Origin of the sequence: Winogradskyella eximia (assembly GCF_003386165.1) — a bacterium.
GTDB lineage: Bacteria > Bacteroidota > Bacteroidia > Flavobacteriales > Flavobacteriaceae > Winogradskyella > Winogradskyella eximia.
This window is the reverse complement of the sequence record NZ_QRDV01000007.1, coordinates 198,900-216,744: the sequence shown is the minus strand read 5'-3', so window position 1 is coordinate 216,744 and position 17,845 is coordinate 198,900. Positions and strand designations below refer to the sequence as shown.

18 protein-coding genes are annotated in these 17,845 nt (G+C 31.1%); 10 read left to right on the top strand and 8 right to left on the bottom strand.

Annotated features, from left to right (window positions below; all coding sequences use genetic code 11):
- Nucleotides 1-16: 16 nt before the first annotated feature.
- Complete coding sequence (locus tag DFQ10_RS14705; RefSeq protein WP_115818193.1) at nucleotides 17-463, bottom strand: DUF4870 domain-containing protein; 447 nt, start codon at nucleotides 461-463, stop codon at nucleotides 17-19.
- Nucleotides 464-608: 145 nt separating this feature from the next.
- Between DFQ10_RS14705 and DFQ10_RS14700 the strand changes: the two genes are divergently transcribed.
- The 3 genes from DFQ10_RS14700 to DFQ10_RS14690 all read left to right on the top strand — a co-directional run bounded on the left by DFQ10_RS14700 (nucleotide 609) and on the right by DFQ10_RS14690 (nucleotide 2,405).
- Nucleotides 609-1,064: a DUF4442 domain-containing protein gene (locus DFQ10_RS14700; RefSeq protein ID WP_115818192.1), complete on the top strand. Its 456-nt coding sequence runs from the start codon at nucleotides 609-611 to the stop codon at nucleotides 1,062-1,064.
- Nucleotides 1,065-1,180: 116 nt separating this feature from the next.
- A complete protein-coding gene (locus tag DFQ10_RS14695) occupies nucleotides 1,181-2,008 on the top strand; it encodes a TIGR00266 family protein (protein ID WP_115818191.1) in 828 nt (275 codons plus the stop codon).
- A gap of 199 nt (nucleotides 2,009-2,207) precedes the next feature.
- Nucleotides 2,208-2,405: a hypothetical protein gene (locus DFQ10_RS14690; RefSeq protein ID WP_115818190.1), complete on the top strand. Its 198-nt coding sequence runs from the start codon at nucleotides 2,208-2,210 to the stop codon at nucleotides 2,403-2,405.
- 49 nt (nucleotides 2,406-2,454) lie between these two features.
- Here the strand turns inward: DFQ10_RS14690 and DFQ10_RS14685 are convergent, their stop codons facing one another.
- Complete coding sequence (locus DFQ10_RS14685; protein ID WP_115818189.1) at nucleotides 2,455-3,393, bottom strand: LysR substrate-binding domain-containing protein; 939 nt, start codon at nucleotides 3,391-3,393, stop codon at nucleotides 2,455-2,457.
- A gap of 103 nt (nucleotides 3,394-3,496) precedes the next feature.
- Here DFQ10_RS14685 and DFQ10_RS14680 point away from each other — a divergent pair, with 103 nt between their 5' ends.
- A complete protein-coding gene (locus DFQ10_RS14680) occupies nucleotides 3,497-3,976 on the top strand; it encodes a Dps family protein (protein WP_115818188.1) in 480 nt (159 codons plus the stop codon).
- 70 nt (nucleotides 3,977-4,046) lie between these two features.
- Here the strand turns inward: DFQ10_RS14680 and DFQ10_RS14675 are convergent, their stop codons facing one another.
- Complete coding sequence (locus DFQ10_RS14675) at nucleotides 4,047-5,366, bottom strand: hypothetical protein (protein ID WP_115818187.1); 1,320 nt, start codon at nucleotides 5,364-5,366, stop codon at nucleotides 4,047-4,049.
- A gap of 133 nt (nucleotides 5,367-5,499) precedes the next feature.
- Between DFQ10_RS14675 and DFQ10_RS14670 the strand changes: the two genes are divergently transcribed.
- The 3 genes from DFQ10_RS14670 to DFQ10_RS14660 are packed head-to-tail and all read left to right on the top strand — an operon-like array spanning nucleotide 5,500 to nucleotide 9,290.
- Nucleotides 5,500-6,012, top strand: a complete 513-nt coding sequence (locus DFQ10_RS14670; RefSeq protein ID WP_115818186.1) for an RNA polymerase sigma factor — start codon at nucleotides 5,500-5,502, stop codon at nucleotides 6,010-6,012.
- Nucleotides 6,013-6,066: 54 nt separating this feature from the next.
- Nucleotides 6,067-6,987 (top strand): FecR family protein, encoded by a 921-nt coding sequence (locus DFQ10_RS14665; protein ID WP_115818185.1) that lies wholly within the window; start codon nucleotides 6,067-6,069, stop codon nucleotides 6,985-6,987.
- A gap of 2 nt (nucleotides 6,988-6,989) precedes the next feature.
- Nucleotides 6,990-9,290 carry a TonB-dependent receptor domain-containing protein gene (locus tag DFQ10_RS14660; RefSeq protein ID WP_115818184.1) on the top strand — a complete coding sequence of 767 codons (2,301 nt, stop codon included), beginning with the start codon at nucleotides 6,990-6,992 and terminating at the stop codon, nucleotides 9,288-9,290.
- 77 nt (nucleotides 9,291-9,367) lie between these two features.
- Here DFQ10_RS14660 and DFQ10_RS14655 read toward each other — a convergent pair whose 3' ends face one another.
- The 5 genes from DFQ10_RS14655 to DFQ10_RS14635 form a co-directional block, all read right to left on the bottom strand.
- Nucleotides 9,368-9,784 (bottom strand): DUF2141 domain-containing protein, encoded by a 417-nt coding sequence (locus tag DFQ10_RS14655; RefSeq protein WP_115818183.1) that lies wholly within the window; start codon nucleotides 9,782-9,784, stop codon nucleotides 9,368-9,370.
- Between the two features lie 213 nt (nucleotides 9,785-9,997).
- A complete protein-coding gene (locus DFQ10_RS14650; RefSeq protein WP_115818182.1) occupies nucleotides 9,998-11,824 on the bottom strand; it encodes an ABC transporter ATP-binding protein in 1,827 nt (608 codons plus the stop codon).
- Between the two features lie 3 nt (nucleotides 11,825-11,827).
- Entirely contained in the window at nucleotides 11,828-13,555 is a 1,728-nt protein-coding gene (locus DFQ10_RS14645) for a phospho-sugar mutase (RefSeq protein WP_181897650.1), read from the bottom strand.
- A gap of 92 nt (nucleotides 13,556-13,647) precedes the next feature.
- Nucleotides 13,648-14,598, bottom strand: a complete 951-nt coding sequence (locus DFQ10_RS14640; protein ID WP_115818181.1) for a glycosyltransferase family 2 protein — start codon at nucleotides 14,596-14,598, stop codon at nucleotides 13,648-13,650.
- 43 nt (nucleotides 14,599-14,641) lie between these two features.
- Nucleotides 14,642-15,175, bottom strand: coding sequence for a DUF4199 domain-containing protein (locus DFQ10_RS14635; RefSeq protein ID WP_115818180.1), 534 nt, complete (start codon nucleotides 15,173-15,175; stop codon nucleotides 14,642-14,644).
- 159 nt (nucleotides 15,176-15,334) lie between these two features.
- Between DFQ10_RS14635 and DFQ10_RS14630 the strand changes: the two genes are divergently transcribed.
- The 3 genes from DFQ10_RS14630 to DFQ10_RS14620 all read left to right on the top strand — a co-directional run bounded on the left by DFQ10_RS14630 (nucleotide 15,335) and on the right by DFQ10_RS14620 (nucleotide 17,821).
- Nucleotides 15,335-15,586, top strand: coding sequence for a type B 50S ribosomal protein L31 (locus DFQ10_RS14630; protein ID WP_092467308.1), 252 nt, complete (start codon nucleotides 15,335-15,337; stop codon nucleotides 15,584-15,586).
- A gap of 126 nt (nucleotides 15,587-15,712) precedes the next feature.
- Nucleotides 15,713-16,888 (top strand): GlmU family protein, encoded by a 1,176-nt coding sequence (locus tag DFQ10_RS14625; protein WP_115818179.1) that lies wholly within the window; start codon nucleotides 15,713-15,715, stop codon nucleotides 16,886-16,888.
- 9 nt (nucleotides 16,889-16,897) lie between these two features.
- Nucleotides 16,898-17,821: a TolB family protein gene (locus DFQ10_RS14620; protein ID WP_115818178.1), complete on the top strand. Its 924-nt coding sequence runs from the start codon at nucleotides 16,898-16,900 to the stop codon at nucleotides 17,819-17,821.
- The last annotated feature ends 24 nt before the right edge of the window (nucleotides 17,822-17,845 follow it).

The window sequence follows — 17,845 nt, the reverse complement described above, 5'->3', positions numbered from 1 at the left end:
ATTAAATCGCGTGTTATTATTTTAAAAAGTTAATTGTAAAAGGGTATTTATATACGTGTCCATCTCTAGCAGATAAACTCGCTTTAACAATAAGTGCTAATTCTATTATAAAGGCAATAATGGCTAATGCGCCTAAACCGCCACCAATATATAGTAGGGGAGAAGGTTCGCCAATGTTAATATGAAAACTATTAAACCCATTAAAATCTAAGACATTCATATTGCTAAACACTTTAAAAATGAAAAACGGTACACTAATAGTGCCTATAATAATGGCATATAGTAAAACACTAATCTGAAAATTGATAGCTTGTTTACCATGCTGATCTATAAATTCTGATTTATTTTTATTAGCTGCCCATAATACTATAGGTCCAATAAAATTACCAAAAGGAATAACAAACCTCGAAAAGGTAGATAGATGAATAAATGTGGCTAAATTTCTATGATGATTATCTAACATAATTAAAAGTATATAATAGTTGCTTATACAAATATATGTCTTTAAAAAGGTATTATGTTACGCATAGTACTAAAAATTAACATTTTCTTAACATTAGTGAAGTTGGTTTTTTTGAATTATTTTAGTGAAAATTTTAAATTATAATATGAATATTTCGCCATCAAAACTCAATACATACCTAATGTTTAAGCTACCTGCAGCCTATTTTACAGGGGTAAGAACTAAACACTTAGACGATACAACATGTGTTGTTTCTGTAAAACATCGTTGGGTAAATCAAAATCCTTTTAAATCTATGTTCTGGGCAGTACAAGGTATGGCAGCTGAGTTAACAACAGGAGCTTTAGTGATGAAAAAGATTAAGGAAAGCGGAAAAAAAATATCGATGTTAGTGGCATCCAATAATGCTTCGTTTACTAAAAAGGCAACTGGTAGAATAACATTTACTTGCAAAGAAGGCAATAAAATAGATGAGGCCATAAAACAAACTATTGAAACAGGAGAAGGACAAACAGTTTGGTTAAATGCCAATGGAGTTAATGCTGATGGTGTGGAAGTGTCGTCTTTTAATTTTGAATGGACATTAAAAGTTAAAGCGTAGTGTGTTTATTGTTATTATGAAGCATTGGCTTTAATTGAATTTAATATTTATTGTAACAAAGCTCGAAAAATTGCAACATATATAAGAATCAATCTTAAAACATAAATAATAATATCATGGAACAATTACCTAATTACAGTAACAGAGAAGCGCACGAAATAGATTACCGTATATACGGAGAGGAAATGCAATATGTAGAGGTAGAACTCGATCCACAAGAAGGTGTAATTGCAGAATCTGGAAGTTTTATGATGATGGATGATGGTATTAAAATGGATACCATTTTTGGCGATGGTTCTCAAAAAGACACAGGCTTTTTAGGTAAAATTCTTGGAGCAGGAAAACGAATACTTACCGGAGAAAGCTTATTTATGACCGCTTTTTACAATGATTATACAGGTAAGCGTAATGTTTCTTTTGCATCACCTTATCCAGGAAAAATTATTCCTATTGACTTAACTGAGTTTGGAGGAAAGTTTATTTGCCAAAAAGATGCTTTTCTTTGTGCCGCAAAAGGCGTGAGTATAGGTATTGAGTTTTCTAAGAAATTAGGTCGTGGATTATTTGGTGGTGAAGGTTTTATAATGCAAAAATTAGAAGGAGACGGAATGGCATTTGTACATGCAGGTGGTACCATGGCAGAAAAAACATTAGCAGCAGGAGAAATTTTGCGTGTAGATACAGGTTGTATTGTTGGTTTTACACAAGGCATTGATTATGATATTGAATTTGTAAAGGGTATTAAGAATTCTATTTTTGGGGGTGAAGGATTATTTTTTGCAAGACTACAAGGTCCAGGTAAAGTTTATATTCAATCTTTACCGTTTAGTAGATTAGCTGGTCGTGTATTGGCATCTGCACCAAGAAGTGGCGGGAAAGATAGAGGTGAAGGTAGTATTTTAGGAGGTATTGGTGATTTATTAGATGGTGATAATCGGTTTTAAAATGATAAAATTAGACAGACGTATTTTTCTTAAAAAATCTATTGTTTTTATCAAATAATCTCAAATTTTTAACATAATAAGCTGTTAAACTTTGTATTTAATAAATTTGAATTCAATTTTTTTATTACCTTTAAACTGAATTGAAACAATAGCCTATAGAGAAAATCTACTTTTTTTAAACCTAAAACCAAAAAAACCTATGGCGCGAGCAATGTACGAGTACACTAAAACTGTCCTCAACAAAGTGAGTTTTGATGCGACATTATTCTGTAAGGAAGTACAAAAAGCAGTAAGACGATTACTGCCTCACGAACTTGAAGAACTCAGAATATATATTCAGTCCCTAATCAATCAAAACCCAGAATTGAATCAGTGCTTAATTTATTTAAAAGCATAAAAAAAGCGTCCCAATATCCTTGGGACGCTTTTTTAGTTTTAATATTTTATTACTTAGCCTTAGGACTAATAATTTCTACATTTTGAAATGCAATTGCTCCACGAATGATACCTGAAATAACATCATGTAAAGCATTAATAATTTGCATTTTTAATTCACTCTTATGATATATAATACTCACTTCCCTTGCAGGAGAGGGTTCTTTAAAGTGTCTTAAATTTGAGCTTAAATTGTCTTTTACATCTAAAGTGTGCAGATAAGGTAGGAGTGTCATACCCAAACCTTCATTAGATAATTTTATTAAGGTTTCAATGCTACCACTTTCTAATTGAAAATTTTCATCTATTTGGTCTTTAAATGTTTTACAAAGATTGATAACACCATCTCTAAAACAATGACCATCTTCTAGAAGCAACATATCATCAATATTTAAATCAGAAACTTCAATGATTTTTTTGTCTTTTAAACGGTGGTTTGGTGGAATATAAGCGACAAAAGGCTCATAGTACAATACACGTTCTTTTATGTTGTCACTTTCTAAAGGAGTGGCTGCAATAGCTGCATCTAAATGACCATCACTAAGGCGAGCTAATATTTCTTCAGTAGTTAATTCTTCAATCTTTAGTTTAACCTTTGGGTATTTTTTAATAAAATTCTTTAGAAACATTGGTAAAAGTGTAGGCATCACAGTTGGAATAATACCTAATCTAAACTCACCTCCTATAAAACCTTTTTGCTGATCTACAATATCTTGAATACGATCAGCTTCATTTACAATATTTCTAGCCTGAAAAACAATTTTTCGTCCAACGTCGGTTAATTCAATAGGTTTTTTACTTCTATCAAATATAATTATATCTAATTCGTCTTCTAATTTCTGAATTTGAGTACTCAGTGTTGGTTGTGTTACAAAGCATTTTTCTGCGGCTTTTGTAAAATTTTTATGTTCTGCTATGGCTAAAGCATATTTAAGTTGTGTAATGGTCATAACTATTAATTTTGGCTATAAAAGTATTAAAACTATTCATAAAAACTATGCTAAATTATACTTATTTCAGTCGTAAATTTGATTAAACAAAAAACAATATATCATGACATTAAATAGCATAGGTTTAGATACCAAGAAAACAAAAGAGTTAGCAGATGATTTAAACGTATTATTGGCAAATTTTCAATTGTATTATCAGAATTTAAGAGGAATACATTGGAACATTAAAGGACATGCCTTCTTTAATTTACATGTTAAGTTTGAAGAATTATATACAGATGCCAATTTAAAAGTAGATGAGATAGCTGAACGTATTTTAACACTTGGTGCTACACCATTACATACATTTGAAGATTATACCAAAGCAGCGAAAGTACCAGTAGGTAAAAACATTTCTAAAGATGAAAAAGCTGTAGAGCTTATTGTAGAATCTATAGGTGAATTATTAAAAATGGAACGTTCTATTTTAGAAACTGCAGGTGATGCAAATGATGAAGGAACAAATTCTATGATGAGCGATTTTATTACTGAACAAGAAAAAACGGTTTGGATGATGAAAGCGTGGTTGGGTGAAACTGTATAATCAAGATAGAATAAAAGCAAAATCCCCTCAGTAATATTACTGAGGGGATTTTTTTTAACAAAAATAGCTATTAATCACATTCACGACTCACAATCATTTCGTCTCCATTATTAGACTGAAGAGTTATTGAGCAAGGAAGGTCACAGTCTGCTATTCTCCATACTCCAGTTGCTTGTTGTAAATCTGGGCCAGAGAAGCTCATTGAAAGCATGTTGCCAGATGTTGGATTCTCTTCCACAGACCATGTTCCAGAAAAAGTAGATCCACTAGACATCCATTGTAAAGTTCCATTAGAATTAAACGTGATTTCATAAATGTTTAAATCTTGAGAACCATTGTAACTGTTAATTGTCCATTCTGTAAAACCTTCTAAGGCATCAGATATGGCTGTTGGTAAACAAAGATCATTACTAGAATTACAATATACAAGGTCAAATTCTGTATAACCATCGCAGAATGCGAGACAAGCATTATTATATACAAATGTTATGATACTACCATCTGGTTGTTCAATTTCCACACAAACAGGATCAACATTTGCAGGACAAGGACAGCCATAACAGCTAGTAATTAATGCATCCATGTCATCTGAGTTATTAACTTCTACTGTATCTCCATTTTCTAATGTTACAGTAAGTGGATACACAAATTCAAAATGATACATATCGTAAAGCGCTGTTCCTAATTCTTCATCAGAATTAACAACAACAGTTGTATTGTTATCTAAAACAATTGATATAGGATAGTTTAAAGTAAAACAGTCACTACCAATTGGATTATAATCTTCTTCACAGGTATCTAAGAAGTCCTCTTCTGTAAATCCATCACAAGCAGCATAACATGCATTAGGATAAGTTACTGTAAATATAGCACCACTAGGATCAGATATTTCTACACATACAGGATCGTACACTTCGTAGCATTCGCAAGGTTCAGCCACATTAAAGTCGCAACTTTCTAATAATGCAATAAATTCATTTTCGTTATTAATTGTAACAATTTCAATAGCATTTGTACTATCACTATAGGTTTCAACATTAAACGGAAAAGCAATGCCATTAATAAATAAATCTTCAGTAGAATTTAACATGATGTCTATTAAACCTTCTAAGTCTGCAACTGTAACCGTTGTTCCGTTGTTATAAGCTAAGTTTAATGGGTACACAAAATCGAAACAAAAATCTAAAACAATGTTTCCTGCTGGATTGTTGGGTTGTGTTACATTTCCGCTATCATCAAATTGAGTTCTTAGTTGTAAGAGTGCATTGGTGATAGATCCACTTTCTTCTGTGTGTTGTTGTTCCTCAATTACCGATTCGTTGTTAGTACATGAGGTTATCACCATAAGTGCCATCATGAGACTAAATAAGGTTAGTTTTAATGTTTTCATTTTGTTGAAATTAAAAAGGTTAAAATTAAATTATCGAGGTTAATCTACTTTAAGACAACACACGTTTTAAAAACCCTACTTTTTTCTCAAACTATTTTTTTCATAGTTTTGAATGCGAAAATAAATTTATTCAATGTCTAAAAATAGCCGTAATATTTGTCATTCTAAAACCTTTGAGTTTATATACAATACTTACGCAAAGGCAATTAGACGTTTTTTGTTTTTTAAAACACAAGATGTTGAAGCTGCAGAAGATATATTGCAAGATGTTTTTGTTAAGCTTTGGGATAATTGCAGTAATGTAGATTATGATAAAGTAAAAAGCTATCTCTATAGCATAGCAAACAACATGTTTATAAACGAAAAGAAACATCAGAAAGTAGTGCATAAATATAACGAGAATCATAAAAAGCATGATACCAATGAATCTCCAGAATTTATTATGCTCGAAAAAGAGTTTATGGAAAAACTCGAAAAAACCATTGCATCATTACCAGAGAAACAGCGTGAAGTATTCTTATTAAATAGAATTGAAAAGAAAAAATATAAAGACATCGCAGACATGCTGAATATCTCCGTAAAAGCTGTTGAAAAGCGAATGCATCAGGCTTTAGTTGTAATGCGAACAGAAATAGGAAAAGTTTAATTTTAAATCTAAGTAGGGTTTTTAAAATGTATGTTGTCTTAGTAATAGAAGAAAATGGAAAGTCAAAAATCAAATATAGATAAAGATACGTTTTTAGCACAATGGCTAGAAGGTGAGCGCTCAGATATGGAGTTGAAAAACTTAGTAAGTGATGACGACTTTAATGCTTATAAAAAACTAAAAAAAGGAATTGAAGTAGCTGAACAATTGGATGCTCCAATTAATTTGAGTTATGATAAGATTCAAAAACGTATTTCTACTAAGCAACCAAAAGTCCGATCATTATATAAAACTTGGACCATTGGTATTGCTGCTTCTCTTATTTTGCTCTTTGGATTGTTTTCTTTATTTGGAAATGATAATGTAATAATTGAAACTGGTTTTGGTGAAAACAAAACTATTGCACTTTTAGATGGTTCGGAAGTAATTCTTAATTCTAAATCTAAAATAACTTATGATAAGAGTGACTGGACAACGAATAGAGAATTAATCTTAGAAGGTGAGGCTTATTTTAAAGTGCAAAAAGGAAATACATTTACGGTTAAAACAGCCAATGGTTCAGTATCTGTTTTAGGAACACAATTTAATGTAAACTCTACAAGTGATTTTTTTGATGTGGTTTGTTATGAGGGGAAAGTTAGCGTTAAGACTAATGCTTCAGAGCACCTCTTATTACCAACTAATAGTGTTAGAAAAATTAATGGTTTTCCTTCGGAGAATTCTGTAACACAACTTATACAACCAACTTGGATAACTGGAGAAAGTACTTTTAAAAGTGTACCTATTAAGTATGTTATTTCCGCACTAGAAGAGCAGTACAATATTACCTTTAATACAGAGTCTATCGATGGATCAGTATTGTTTTCAGGTAGCTTTCCTCATAATAATTTAAATGTCGCTTTAAAAACGGTTTTTGAAACTATGGACATAAAATTTTCTGAAAAAGAGAAACGTAACATTAAACTTAGATACTAAAGATGAGGTTAATCTATTTCTTTGTTTTAATGTTACTCCCATTACTAGCCTTTTCTCAAGAAGAGGCTTTTTACATTCAATTTACAGACGAAGATATTAGAGATGCATTCACTAAAATTGAAGATAAATACAATGTCTTGTTTTCATATAAAGATGAGGATTTAAGTAAAAACCGTATTACTATTAAGCGAGAAAAAAGAACTCTTTTAGAGGTGTTAGCAGCTATTAAAGATGTTACATATTTAAATTATAAAGTGTTGAATAATCGCTACGTTATTATTAACCAAAATTCAGAAAAAGACGTTGATTTTAATGCTTTAGATAAAGTGGTAATTCGTAGTTATTTAACCAAAGGAATTAAAAAAAACAGCGATGGTTCTTATAATATACAACCCGTAAAACTTGGTATTTTACCAGGTCTTACAGAACCAGATGTTTTAGAAAGTATACAATTATTGCCAGGTGTTTTAAGTCCTAATGAAACAGCCACGAGTTTTTTTGTTCGTGGTGGTGCTTCCGACCAAAATAGATTAATTTGGGATGGAATTACTATTTACCATAAAGGTCATCTTTTTGGTATGATTTCACCTTTAAATCCAAATGTTACTTCAGAAATTAAATTTATTAATAAAGGTGCTCATGCGCGTTATGGAGAGCGTTTATCTAGTGTGATTGATGTCTCATCACGTACTGATATTTCTAATGAAACAACAGCTGAATTAGGCTTTAATGGTATTTCTGCAGATGCACTTTTAGATATTCCAATTATAAAAGATAAATTAAATATTCAAGCGTCTTATAGAAGAAGTTATATGGATGTTTTTGAAACAGTTACTTTCAATCAATTAGCGGATAAGGTTTTTGAAAGCACTAAAATTAAAGATATTGAAAACGGTAATAATGATTTTTTATTTTCAGATTATAACGTCAAACTAAATTACAAGCCTAATAAAAAGAATCGGTTATATGCGAGCGTAATTTCAATTGAAAATCAATTAGATTACAGCGTAAACGATTCAGAAAATAATACGTCTTATACTGATAGGTTAATGACGACAAATACGGGTTATGGTTTGGGTTGGAGTATTGATTGGAGCAAGAAAATATCGCAAACGACAACAGCATTTTTTTCAGATTATAAATTGAATTATAATTTCATCACTAAAGAAAACAACGAACAAACTTCAGATTTTGAAAAACGAAATACAATTTATGACTCGGGTATTTCCTCTGAATTACGTATTAATGTTTCAGAGAATAGCAATGTCACCTTTGGTTATCAGTACACATTAAAAGATGTTGCTTATGCGTTTTTAAATACTACAAATTTGGTATTTGTTTTAGATACTGAAGATAACATAGTACAAACGCATAGTTCATTTGGTAGTTATGATTACAGTAATCTAGAGCTTATTGATGTGTCTGTTGGTTTGCGTGCGAGTTACTTTGAGGAATTAGATGCTGTAAGGTTAGAGCCCAGATTACAAGTGTTTAAATCAATAGTTAAAAACTTAAAGTTTCAAGCTACAGTAGAAATCAAAAATCAGATTATTAGCGAAATAGATGAAACTATTCTTAGTGATTTATCTTTAGAAAACAGAGTTTGGAGACTCGCAGATGGTAGTGCGTTTCCTATTATTAACAGTCAGCAAGTTTCATCAGGCTTTATATATAATAAGCAAGGTTTTAGTATTGATGTTGATGCTTATTTTAAAAAACTTAAAAATATTACAGCATTATCATTAGGATTCTTAAACCCAGAAAGTAATAATTTTAATATTGGGAAACAACGTGTTTTTGGTGTTGATGCTTTTGTGAAAAAACGATTTAATGGGTTTACTTCTTGGTTAAGCTATTCGTTTAATCGTTCTAAAAGTAACTTTGATAATTTAAATGATGACAGGGATTTTACTTCAAAATCTAATGTTACACATGCTGTATCTTCTGCAGTTAGTTATAAACTTAACGGGTTTCAATTGGCATTAGGTTGGAAATGGCAAACAGGAAAACCTTATACCATATCACAACAAGATGGTGATGGGTTGGTCTTTAATGAAGGTATAAATACTGGTGAATTGCCAAATTACCATCGTTTAGATTTTTCTTCAACTTATAGCTTTAAATTCTCCGAGCAAAATAAGCTAAAAGGTAAAGTAGGATTTTCAGTCAGAAATATTTATAATAGGAAAAACTTAATTAGTCGCGAGTATACTGGAAACAATAGCTTAAATGATCCTATAAAATTAATTGAGAAGTATGCTTTAGGTATTACGCCTAATTTAATGTTTCGGGTGTATTGGTAATAATAGATTGGTATAAAAAAAGCCATTAATTTCTTAATGGCGTTCTGATTTTATAATTTGATTGATGCTGATTCTTTTTAGAAACGAATGTTTAATTCTAAGTCTTTATCTGCAATAGTAAACTTAGCATCTTCGTATTGAGGTGGTCCAAAAGACATAACGTTATTAGACATTCCGTAAGATTCTAATGGCATCCCATTATCTCTAAAATCCATTTTATTGTTTTCATTTTCGTCATGGAAAGCGATTACAGCGTAGTCACCTGGTTTAACGTTTTCAAAAGTGATGGTAACTTTTCCATCTTTTATTTCAGATTGACCATTTTCTAGACCTTTTCCTTTCATAAATGTATCAACCGTGTGTAATGCCATTTTCACATTGCCTTTGTCGCTTATTACATTATCTATTGTTAATGTAAGTGTAACACCAGAGTCTTGAGAAAAGCTAAATAGTGAAGTTAATACGAGTGCGAATGTTAAGAATAAAGTTTTCATGGTTAAATTGTTTTAATGGTTAGTGTGAAATACTGTTCGTTTTTATTGATGATTCAAATATCTAATAAACCTTTAAATAAAAATAATATCAATTCCTGAATTGTAAATTCTTGTGGATGAGTTGTATTTATTTTAGAATATTCAGAATTAACAATAAAAATGATAATTCAAATTTCAACGAAATAAAATTTAAAATAATCAATGATATAGAGATTATTCAAAACTTTGCATGTCAACAAGTTTTCTATAAACACCATTTTTAGCAATCAATTCGGTGTGTGTGCCTTGTTCTGCTATTTCACCTTTTTGCATTACAACAATTAGATCTGCATTTTGTATTGTAGAAAGCCTGTGAGCAATAACAATAGAGGTTCGGTTCATCATCATCTTTTCTAATGCATCTTGTACTAAACGTTCGCTTTCTGTATCTAAAGCTGAGGTAGCTTCATCTAAAATCATAATAGGTGGATTTTTAAGCACAGCTCTAGCAATGTTCATACGTTGCTTTTGTCCACCCGAAATTTTACCACCAGAATCGCCAATATTAGTATGTATACCTTGAGGTAAATCTTTAACAAACTCCCAAGCATTGGCAATTTTTAGAGCGTCTATAATTTCATCATCAGTAGCATTTTCTTTACCAACTTTTAAATTATTTGCAACGGTATCATTAAATAATATAGAATCCTGATTAACTAAGCCCAAGAAACCTCTTAAAGATTTTTTAGTAAGATTTTTTATATTTTCTCCATCAATGCTAATAGTTCCTTCATTTACGTCATAAAAACGCGTAACAAGATTGGCGATTGTACTTTTGCCACTTCCAGATTGGCCAACAAGAGCTATCGTTTTTCCTTTTGGAATTGTTAAGCTAAAATTCTTTAAAACGTAATGATCTTCATATTTAAAGGAAATATTTTCAATTGTAATTTCCTTCTCGAAAGTTTCTTTTTCAATAGGGTTTTCAATTTCCGTTATGTCATTCTCAGTCTCTAAAAATTCTAAAATTCTATTAGCAGCTCCATCTCCACGTTTTACACTATAACTAGCTTTAGCAATTGATTTTGCTGGAGTTAAGATGTTGTATGCTAAGGTTATATAGCCCACAAAGAAACTCGCATCCATGGTTTTATCTACAAAAACGAGATAGCCTCCGTAAACTAGCAAAACACCAATAACAATAATACCTAATAATTCACTTAAGGGTGATGCTAAATTTTGTCGATTTAATAATTTGTTAGAATACTTGTAATATCTTTCGTTACTGTCTTCAAATTTACCAGCAAACATCTTTTCAACATTGAAAGCTTTAATAATTCTTAAGCCTCCCATAGTTTCTTCTAAAACCGATAAAAAGATGCCTTGTTCTTTTTGAACTTTTAATGATCCCTTTTTTAATGATTTACCAATTTTTGAAATTATAAAACCAGATATAGGAATAAAAACGAGAACGAATAGTGTGAGTTTAGGACTAAGAACTAGCATTGTAATCAATGAAAACAATATGGTAAGCGGTTCTCTTACAATCATTTCAAGTATAGCAAGAAATGAATTTCTTACCTCGTTAACATCTGCACTTACTCTAGAGATGGTATCTCCTTTTGATTTTTCTGAATAAAAGGCAAGAGGTAAGGTTATTATTTTATCGTACAGTTTATTTCTAATATCCTTTAACACTCCATTCCTTAAAAATGTAATGAAATACATGGCGAGATAATTTGAAATGTTTTTAAGTAAAAACATCGCTATTATAACACCAACCATCATCATTAATACTTTAAAATCTCCATATTTTTCAATATTATCGACTATAAAGAAATTGAGGTAATCTTCTCCGTATTTCTGCAATTGCATCCAACCTTGCCAAATTGGTTTTTGGGTTATAACACGTTGATCACTAAAAATAACTTTAAACACAGGGATTAAAGCAACAAAAGAGAGCGTGCTAAAAAGCGCATATAAAATGTTGAAGAAAATGTTTAAGTACGCATACTTCTTGTACGGTAAAGCAAAAGGTATGAGCTTTTTTATATAATTCATCTATTATAAATTCATGTCTGCTAAAATTGCATTAATCCTATTATCCAACAACTGCTCCGTTTTTTCAAAGTCTGCCGTATTGTCAAGATCTGCATTTACGCTGATATAGAATTTTATTTTTGGCTCAGTTCCACTTGGTCTTAATGCTATTTTACTTCCGTCTTCAGTATAATATATTAATACATTAGATTTAGGGATGTCAATAGTAGTTTCTTCTAATGTTTGAAGATTTTTAGAAACTGATAATTGATAATCTTCAATTAAAACCACTTTTTCACCGTTAATTTCTTTTAAAGGATTTTTTCTAGCATCCACCATCATTTGTTTGATTTCTTGCGCACCTTCTCTTCCTTTTTTTACTATAGAAACTAAGCGTTCTTTATAAAAACCATGCTCTATATATAAATCAATTAATTCTTGATACATGGTTTTGCCTTTTGATTTTGCTTGTGCTGCAATTTCGCAAGCTAATAGGGTAGAGGTCACCGCATCTTTATCACGGACAAAATCACCAACCATAAAACCAAAACTTTCTTCTCCACCACCAATAAAATCCATAGTAGGGAAGTCTTTTATCATTTTGGCAATCCATTTAAAACCTGTTAATCCAATTTTACATTCTACGTTATAGGCATCACCCAAAACAGACATCATTGGAGTAGAAACAATAGTAGAGGCTATAAATTGATTTCCATTTATTTTATTTTCATTTTTCCATTGCTTCAATAGAAAGTTAGTCATTAAGACCATAGTTTGGTTTCCATTAAGAATTACCAATTCATTTTCTAAATTACGCACTACAACTCCTAAACGGTCACAATCAGGATCTGTACCAATAACTATATCTCCATCAACTTTTTCCGCAAGTGCTATAGCCATTTTTAAGGCTTCTGGTTCTTCAGGATTTGGGGATACTACCGTTGGGAAATCTCCATTTGGTACACGTTGTTCTTCAACAATATTTACATTAGTATAACCTGCGCGTTTTAAAGTTTCTGGAATGGCTGTAATGGAAGTGCCATGTAGAGAGGTAAATACAATGTTTAGATTTTCTTTAGCTTCTTTTGAAGTGTCAAAACTTCCATTTTTTATAGATGCATTAATAAAAACATCATCGATATCTTTTCCTATATATTGAATTAAGCTTTCATTTGCTTTAAATTTAATTTCAGAATAATCTAAACGATTAATTTCTGCAATTACAGCAGCATCTTGTGGTGGCACTAATTGCCCACCATCTTGCCAATACACTTTGTAACCATTATATTCTGGTGGATTGTGAGATGCTGTTAATACAATACCACAATGGCAGTTTAAATGTTTTAACGCAAAAGATAATTCTGGTGTAGGTCTTAAGTCTTCAAATAAAAATACTTTAATCCCATTTGCAGAAAATACATCTGCAACTAATTTTCCAAACGTGTTACTATTATGTCTACAATCGTAAGCAATAGCTACTTTTACTTCTTCACCAGGGAATGACTCTTTTAAATAGTTGCTTAATCCTTGTGTGTTTTTGCCTAAAGTATATTTGTTAATTCGGTTGGTACCTAATCCCATAATACCTCGCATTCCGCCAGTTCCAAATTCAAGATTCTTATAAAAGCTTTCTTCTAATTCTTTCGGATTAGACGCAATCATATTTTTAATTTGATTTTGAGATTCTTCGTCAAAAGTTGGAGTTAACCAAGCGTTTACGCGCTCTAGAATTTCTGGCTTAATATGTATCATGGAAAAATGTATTTATTAATGATATAAAATGTTAAACAAAAATAAACAATTCACAATTTTAAACCGATTATCAAGACTATTTATTCTGAAGCTTATTTCAGATTCAAATGCTCTTTAATAAAATAGCGTTGTTGCTGACGGTTAGAGCGCAAAATAAGTTCGCCTAAAAAGCCTGCAATGAAGAATTGCGAGCCAATAATCATAGTAGAAAGTGCGATGTAAAACTGTGGTCGTTCTGTAATAAGTCTTCCTAAAGGATTAAAAAATAGTTTATCTAAACCTAAGTAGAATGAAAATCCAAAACCTATTATAAACATTAGCACTCCAATTGCGCCAAATAAATGCATAGGTCTTTTGCCAAAACGAGAAAGAAACCATATTGTTATGAGATCTAAGAAACCGTTAATAAAACGATTCATTCCAAATTTTGTGGTTCCGTATTTACGCGCTTGGTGTTGTACAACTTTTTCACCAATATTTATGAATCCTGCATTTTTTGCCAATACCGGAATGTAACGATGCATTTCTCCATAAACATCAATATGTTTTACAACAGTATTACTGTAGGCTTTTAAACCACAATTAAAATCATTTAAGGTTACACCAGAAGTGCGTCTTGCTGCCCAATTAAATAATTTTGAAGGTAAATTTTTAGAGAAATAAGAATCATACCGTTTCTTTTTCCAACCAGAAACAAGATCAAACTTGTCTGTTTTAATCATTTTGAAGAGTTCGGGAATTTCTTCAGGATTATCTTGTAAATCAGCATCCATGGTGACAACAACATCTCCTGTCGCTTTTGCGAAACCAGCATGTAAGGCTTGAGATTTTCCGAAATTTTTGAGAAATCTAATCCCTTTTACATTAGGATTAATGTGACCTAGTTCAGAAATGATTTGCCAAGATTTATCTGTGCTGCCATCATCTATAAATAAGATTTCGTAAGAAAACTGATTGGATAGCATCACTGACGCTATCCAATCGTGTAATTCTTTTAAAGATTCTTCTTCGTTAAGTAGTGGTATTACTACTGATATATCCATAGAGTTTGGTCTAATTTCTGAACTTCAAAAATAAAGAAATTATTTAAGCTGCGTGTGGATCATTCTTTTTTGTAACTGCTGCAACAATAAGACCTATAATACTAAAGCCAACAAGTTGGTAGGCAATTGATTTAATTGTATTTCCTAAAGAGAAAAAACTACCTTCTTTTTGCATTTGCTCCATTGCCATATCAATAGATTCTTGAGGTGCACCAAATTTTTCCATCATGGCTAATTGAGAGTTCACTATTTTTTCTTGCAATATATTCGCAGCCTCTACATCTACTACATTAAAAATAATAAAACCAACTAGAGCTGGTATTGTAACACCAACAAGAATTGTTATAAAAAATGCGGTAAATGCCTCTTTAAAACTAATAAAGCCTCCTAATATTTTTTTAGCTTTCATAGCAGATACAATGCCAACAACGATAACTAAAAACATTTGGCCTATTCCAAACCACCATTGAGTAAATAAGTCAAGGTAGACTGCATATCCAATTATTGTAAATGATGATAAAATAAGTCCTAAATATAGACCATAATTTAGTGCTGAAGATTTTAAAGATTTAGTCATAATAAACTTAAGTTTTAGGTTAATTTATTAGTTAGTAGACAAAGTTACATAAATGTTACATACATTCGTAGAATAAAATTTATCAAAAAAGATTGTGGATTTATAAAAAATGGTTAAATTTGCACCTCGAAAAATCGAATACATTTAAAGCATTTAGTGATGAAAGCAGGAATACATCCAGAAAATTATAGAGTAGTAGCATTTAAAGATATGTCTAATGAAGAGGTATATTTAACGAAGTCTACGGCAGATACAAGTGAGACTATTGACGTTGATGGAACAGAATATCCATTAGTTAAGTTAGAGATCTCTAGAACATCTCACCCATTTTACACTGGTAAATCTAAATTAGTAGATACAGCTGGTCGTATTGATAAATTCAAAAACAAATACGCTAAGTTTAAAAAATAAACTCAGCTTACCGATAATCGTTAAAAGCCTTTCTATGACAGAAAGGCTTTTGCGTTTTATACAATTAGGTTATTTTTGAATTGTTAATCAAAGTTTTTATTAGAAACTTTAAACTATAAAATCAGAATGAACTACATACTTTTTGATGGTCCTTATCGCAACAACTTGTTGCCATTTACCTTTACTAGACCAGTTGCAGATATTAGAGTTGGTATTTTAACAATTCGCCAAAAATGGGAATCGTATTTAGAATATACCACAACAACAGTAACAGAAGACTATCTAGCAGATAAATTTCCCATGGTAGAAATGGAAGAGAACATTATGATTAATGCTTCTTTTTTACCTAATATGGAAGTTGTAGAAGTGGTAAAAAACTTAAATTATAATCAAGCTTTATTTAAAGGTGAAGACGTAATTGCGTTTTTTGCAAAAGAAGGAGAAGAGGTTAGTGATTTTTCAACTTTTGAAGCTATTGAATTTGAAGGTGAAATTTTAAAAATAGAACATACTTGGGATATTTTTTCTAAGAATGGAGAGGCTATTGCAGAAGATTTTAGTCTTATTACCAATGGTAGAAAGTCAGAACCAATTCCTTCAACAGTAAATACGGTAAACCCTGAAAACATTTTTATAGAAAAAGGGGCAACTTTAAATTTTGCGACTTTAAATGCGAGTACTGGTCCTATTTATATAGGTAGAGACTCAGAAGTTATGGAAGGTGCATTAGTTAGAGGACCTTTGGCATTGTGTAATAATTCAACTTTAAAATTAGGTGCTAAAGTTTATGGCCCAACAACAGTTGGTCCTCACAGTAAAATTGGAGGTGAAGTGAGTAATTCTGTAATCTTTGGATTTTCAAATAAAGGACACGATGGCTTTTTAGGGAATTCAGTTTTAGGAGAATGGTGTAACCTAGGTGCAGATACTAATAATAGTAATCTAAAGAATAATTATGCCGAAGTAAGACTTTGGGATTATAACACAGAAGGTTTTGCTAAAACCGGATTACAATTTTGTGGCTTAATGATGGGAGATCATAGTAAATGCGGAATTAACACCATGTTTAATACTGGTACAGTTGTTGGTGTAAGTGCTAATATCTTTGGAAGTGGTTTTCCTAGAAATTTTGTTCCTAGTTTTTCTTGGGGTGGACATAGTGGGTTTGTAACGTATAAAACGAATAAAGCATTTGAAGTTGCTGAAGTGGTTATGGGAAGACGAAAAGAAGAATTCACAGATTTAGATAAAGCCATTTTAGAGCATATTTTTGAAGAAACAAAACAATATAGAAGAGAATAATATTTTACCATGAAATTAAAAACACCCAAATTCAACCTACTTTTTTTATTTTTTATAAGCCTAGGTTTTTCACAAGAGGTAGAAGTTAAAAAACTTGAAATTAATAATAAATTAGATCACTTTGCAGCTCGTGTGGTTAAGGATAAGGTCTTTGTAAGTTCAAACCTTACATCTAGAAGTGGCAGAGCTATTTTAGACAATTATGCTCAGAATCTTTACGGTATTTATGAATATAAATTAGGTGAAGAAGGAGAAATAGAGGATCCAAAACTTATTGAAAAGAAAGAAGTTGGTATGTCTAATATGTCTGTTGCTACCTATTCTAAAGATGGCAAGTACATGTATTTTACTACTAATCATACTACCAAGGGCGAGAATAAGCTAAAGGATATGAGTACATTCAATCTCTTAATTCAACGTGCGGAATATGAAGAAGGAAAAGGTTGGGTTAATTTTACAACGTTACCTTTCTGTGATCCCGATCATAATTTTGCTCATCCTGCTTTGAGTCCAGATGGATCTACACTCTATTTTATCGCTGATATTAAAGGAACAAAAGGAAAATCTGATATTTATAAAGTGTCTGTAACAGACCATAAAACGTATGGTAAAGTCATAAAATTAGGAGAGCATATAAATTCTTCTCGTACAGAGACATTTCCCTTTGTTAGTGCGGATAATAGACTTTATTTTTCTTCTGATAGACGAGGTGGTAAAGGCGGAATAGATATCTATATGTTTGATTTAAACTCTACCAATATTATAAAATCTCCGGTATCATTAGATAAACCAATAAATAGTAAAGGTGATGATTTTTCATTTTTTTTAAATGATGATTTGTCAACTGGTTATTTATCCTCTAGACGTTTAAAAGGAGAAGGAGGAGATGATTTGTATTATTTTACTGGGTTTGATAAAGATGAGAGCCATTAGTTGTTAAATACTAAATGTTAGTAT

What these genes read in the sequence shown, in the direction of transcription:
- DFQ10_RS14665 (WP_115818185.1), top strand. Translation starts at nt 6,067, where the DNA reads ATGGAAAGTCAAAAATCAAATATAGATAAAGATACGTTTTTAGCACAA.
- DFQ10_RS14625 (WP_115818179.1), top strand. Translation starts at nt 15,713, where the DNA reads ATGAACTACATACTTTTTGATGGTCCTTATCGCAACAACTTGTTGCCA.
- DFQ10_RS14690 (WP_115818190.1), top strand. Translation starts at nt 2,208, where the DNA reads ATGGCGCGAGCAATGTACGAGTACACTAAAACTGTCCTCAACAAAGTG.
- DFQ10_RS14705 (WP_115818193.1), bottom strand. Translation starts at nt 463, where the DNA reads ATGTTAGATAATCATCATAGAAATTTAGCCACATTTATTCATCTATCT.
- DFQ10_RS14700 (WP_115818192.1), top strand. Translation starts at nt 609, where the DNA reads ATGAATATTTCGCCATCAAAACTCAATACATACCTAATGTTTAAGCTA.
- DFQ10_RS14650 (WP_115818182.1), bottom strand. Translation starts at nt 11,824, where the DNA reads ATGAATTATATAAAAAAGCTCATACCTTTTGCTTTACCGTACAAGAAG.
- DFQ10_RS14645 (WP_181897650.1), bottom strand. Translation starts at nt 13,555, where the DNA reads ATGATACATATTAAGCCAGAAATTCTAGAGCGCGTAAACGCTTGGTTA.
- DFQ10_RS14685 (WP_115818189.1), bottom strand. Translation starts at nt 3,393, where the DNA reads ATGACCATTACACAACTTAAATATGCTTTAGCCATAGCAGAACATAAA.
- DFQ10_RS14670 (WP_115818186.1), top strand. Translation starts at nt 5,500, where the DNA reads ATGTCTAAAAATAGCCGTAATATTTGTCATTCTAAAACCTTTGAGTTT.
- DFQ10_RS14655 (WP_115818183.1), bottom strand. Translation starts at nt 9,784, where the DNA reads ATGAAAACTTTATTCTTAACATTCGCACTCGTATTAACTTCACTATTT.
- DFQ10_RS14660 (WP_115818184.1), top strand. Translation starts at nt 6,990, where the DNA reads ATGAGGTTAATCTATTTCTTTGTTTTAATGTTACTCCCATTACTAGCC.
- DFQ10_RS14675 (WP_115818187.1), bottom strand. Translation starts at nt 5,366, where the DNA reads ATGAAAACATTAAAACTAACCTTATTTAGTCTCATGATGGCACTTATG.
- DFQ10_RS14695 (WP_115818191.1), top strand. Translation starts at nt 1,181, where the DNA reads ATGGAACAATTACCTAATTACAGTAACAGAGAAGCGCACGAAATAGAT.
- DFQ10_RS14630 (WP_092467308.1), top strand. Translation starts at nt 15,335, where the DNA reads ATGAAAGCAGGAATACATCCAGAAAATTATAGAGTAGTAGCATTTAAA.
- DFQ10_RS14640 (WP_115818181.1), bottom strand. Translation starts at nt 14,598, where the DNA reads ATGGATATATCAGTAGTAATACCACTACTTAACGAAGAAGAATCTTTA.
- DFQ10_RS14635 (WP_115818180.1), bottom strand. Translation starts at nt 15,175, where the DNA reads ATGACTAAATCTTTAAAATCTTCAGCACTAAATTATGGTCTATATTTA.
- DFQ10_RS14620 (WP_115818178.1), top strand. Translation starts at nt 16,898, where the DNA reads ATGAAATTAAAAACACCCAAATTCAACCTACTTTTTTTATTTTTTATA.
- DFQ10_RS14680 (WP_115818188.1), top strand. Translation starts at nt 3,497, where the DNA reads ATGACATTAAATAGCATAGGTTTAGATACCAAGAAAACAAAAGAGTTA.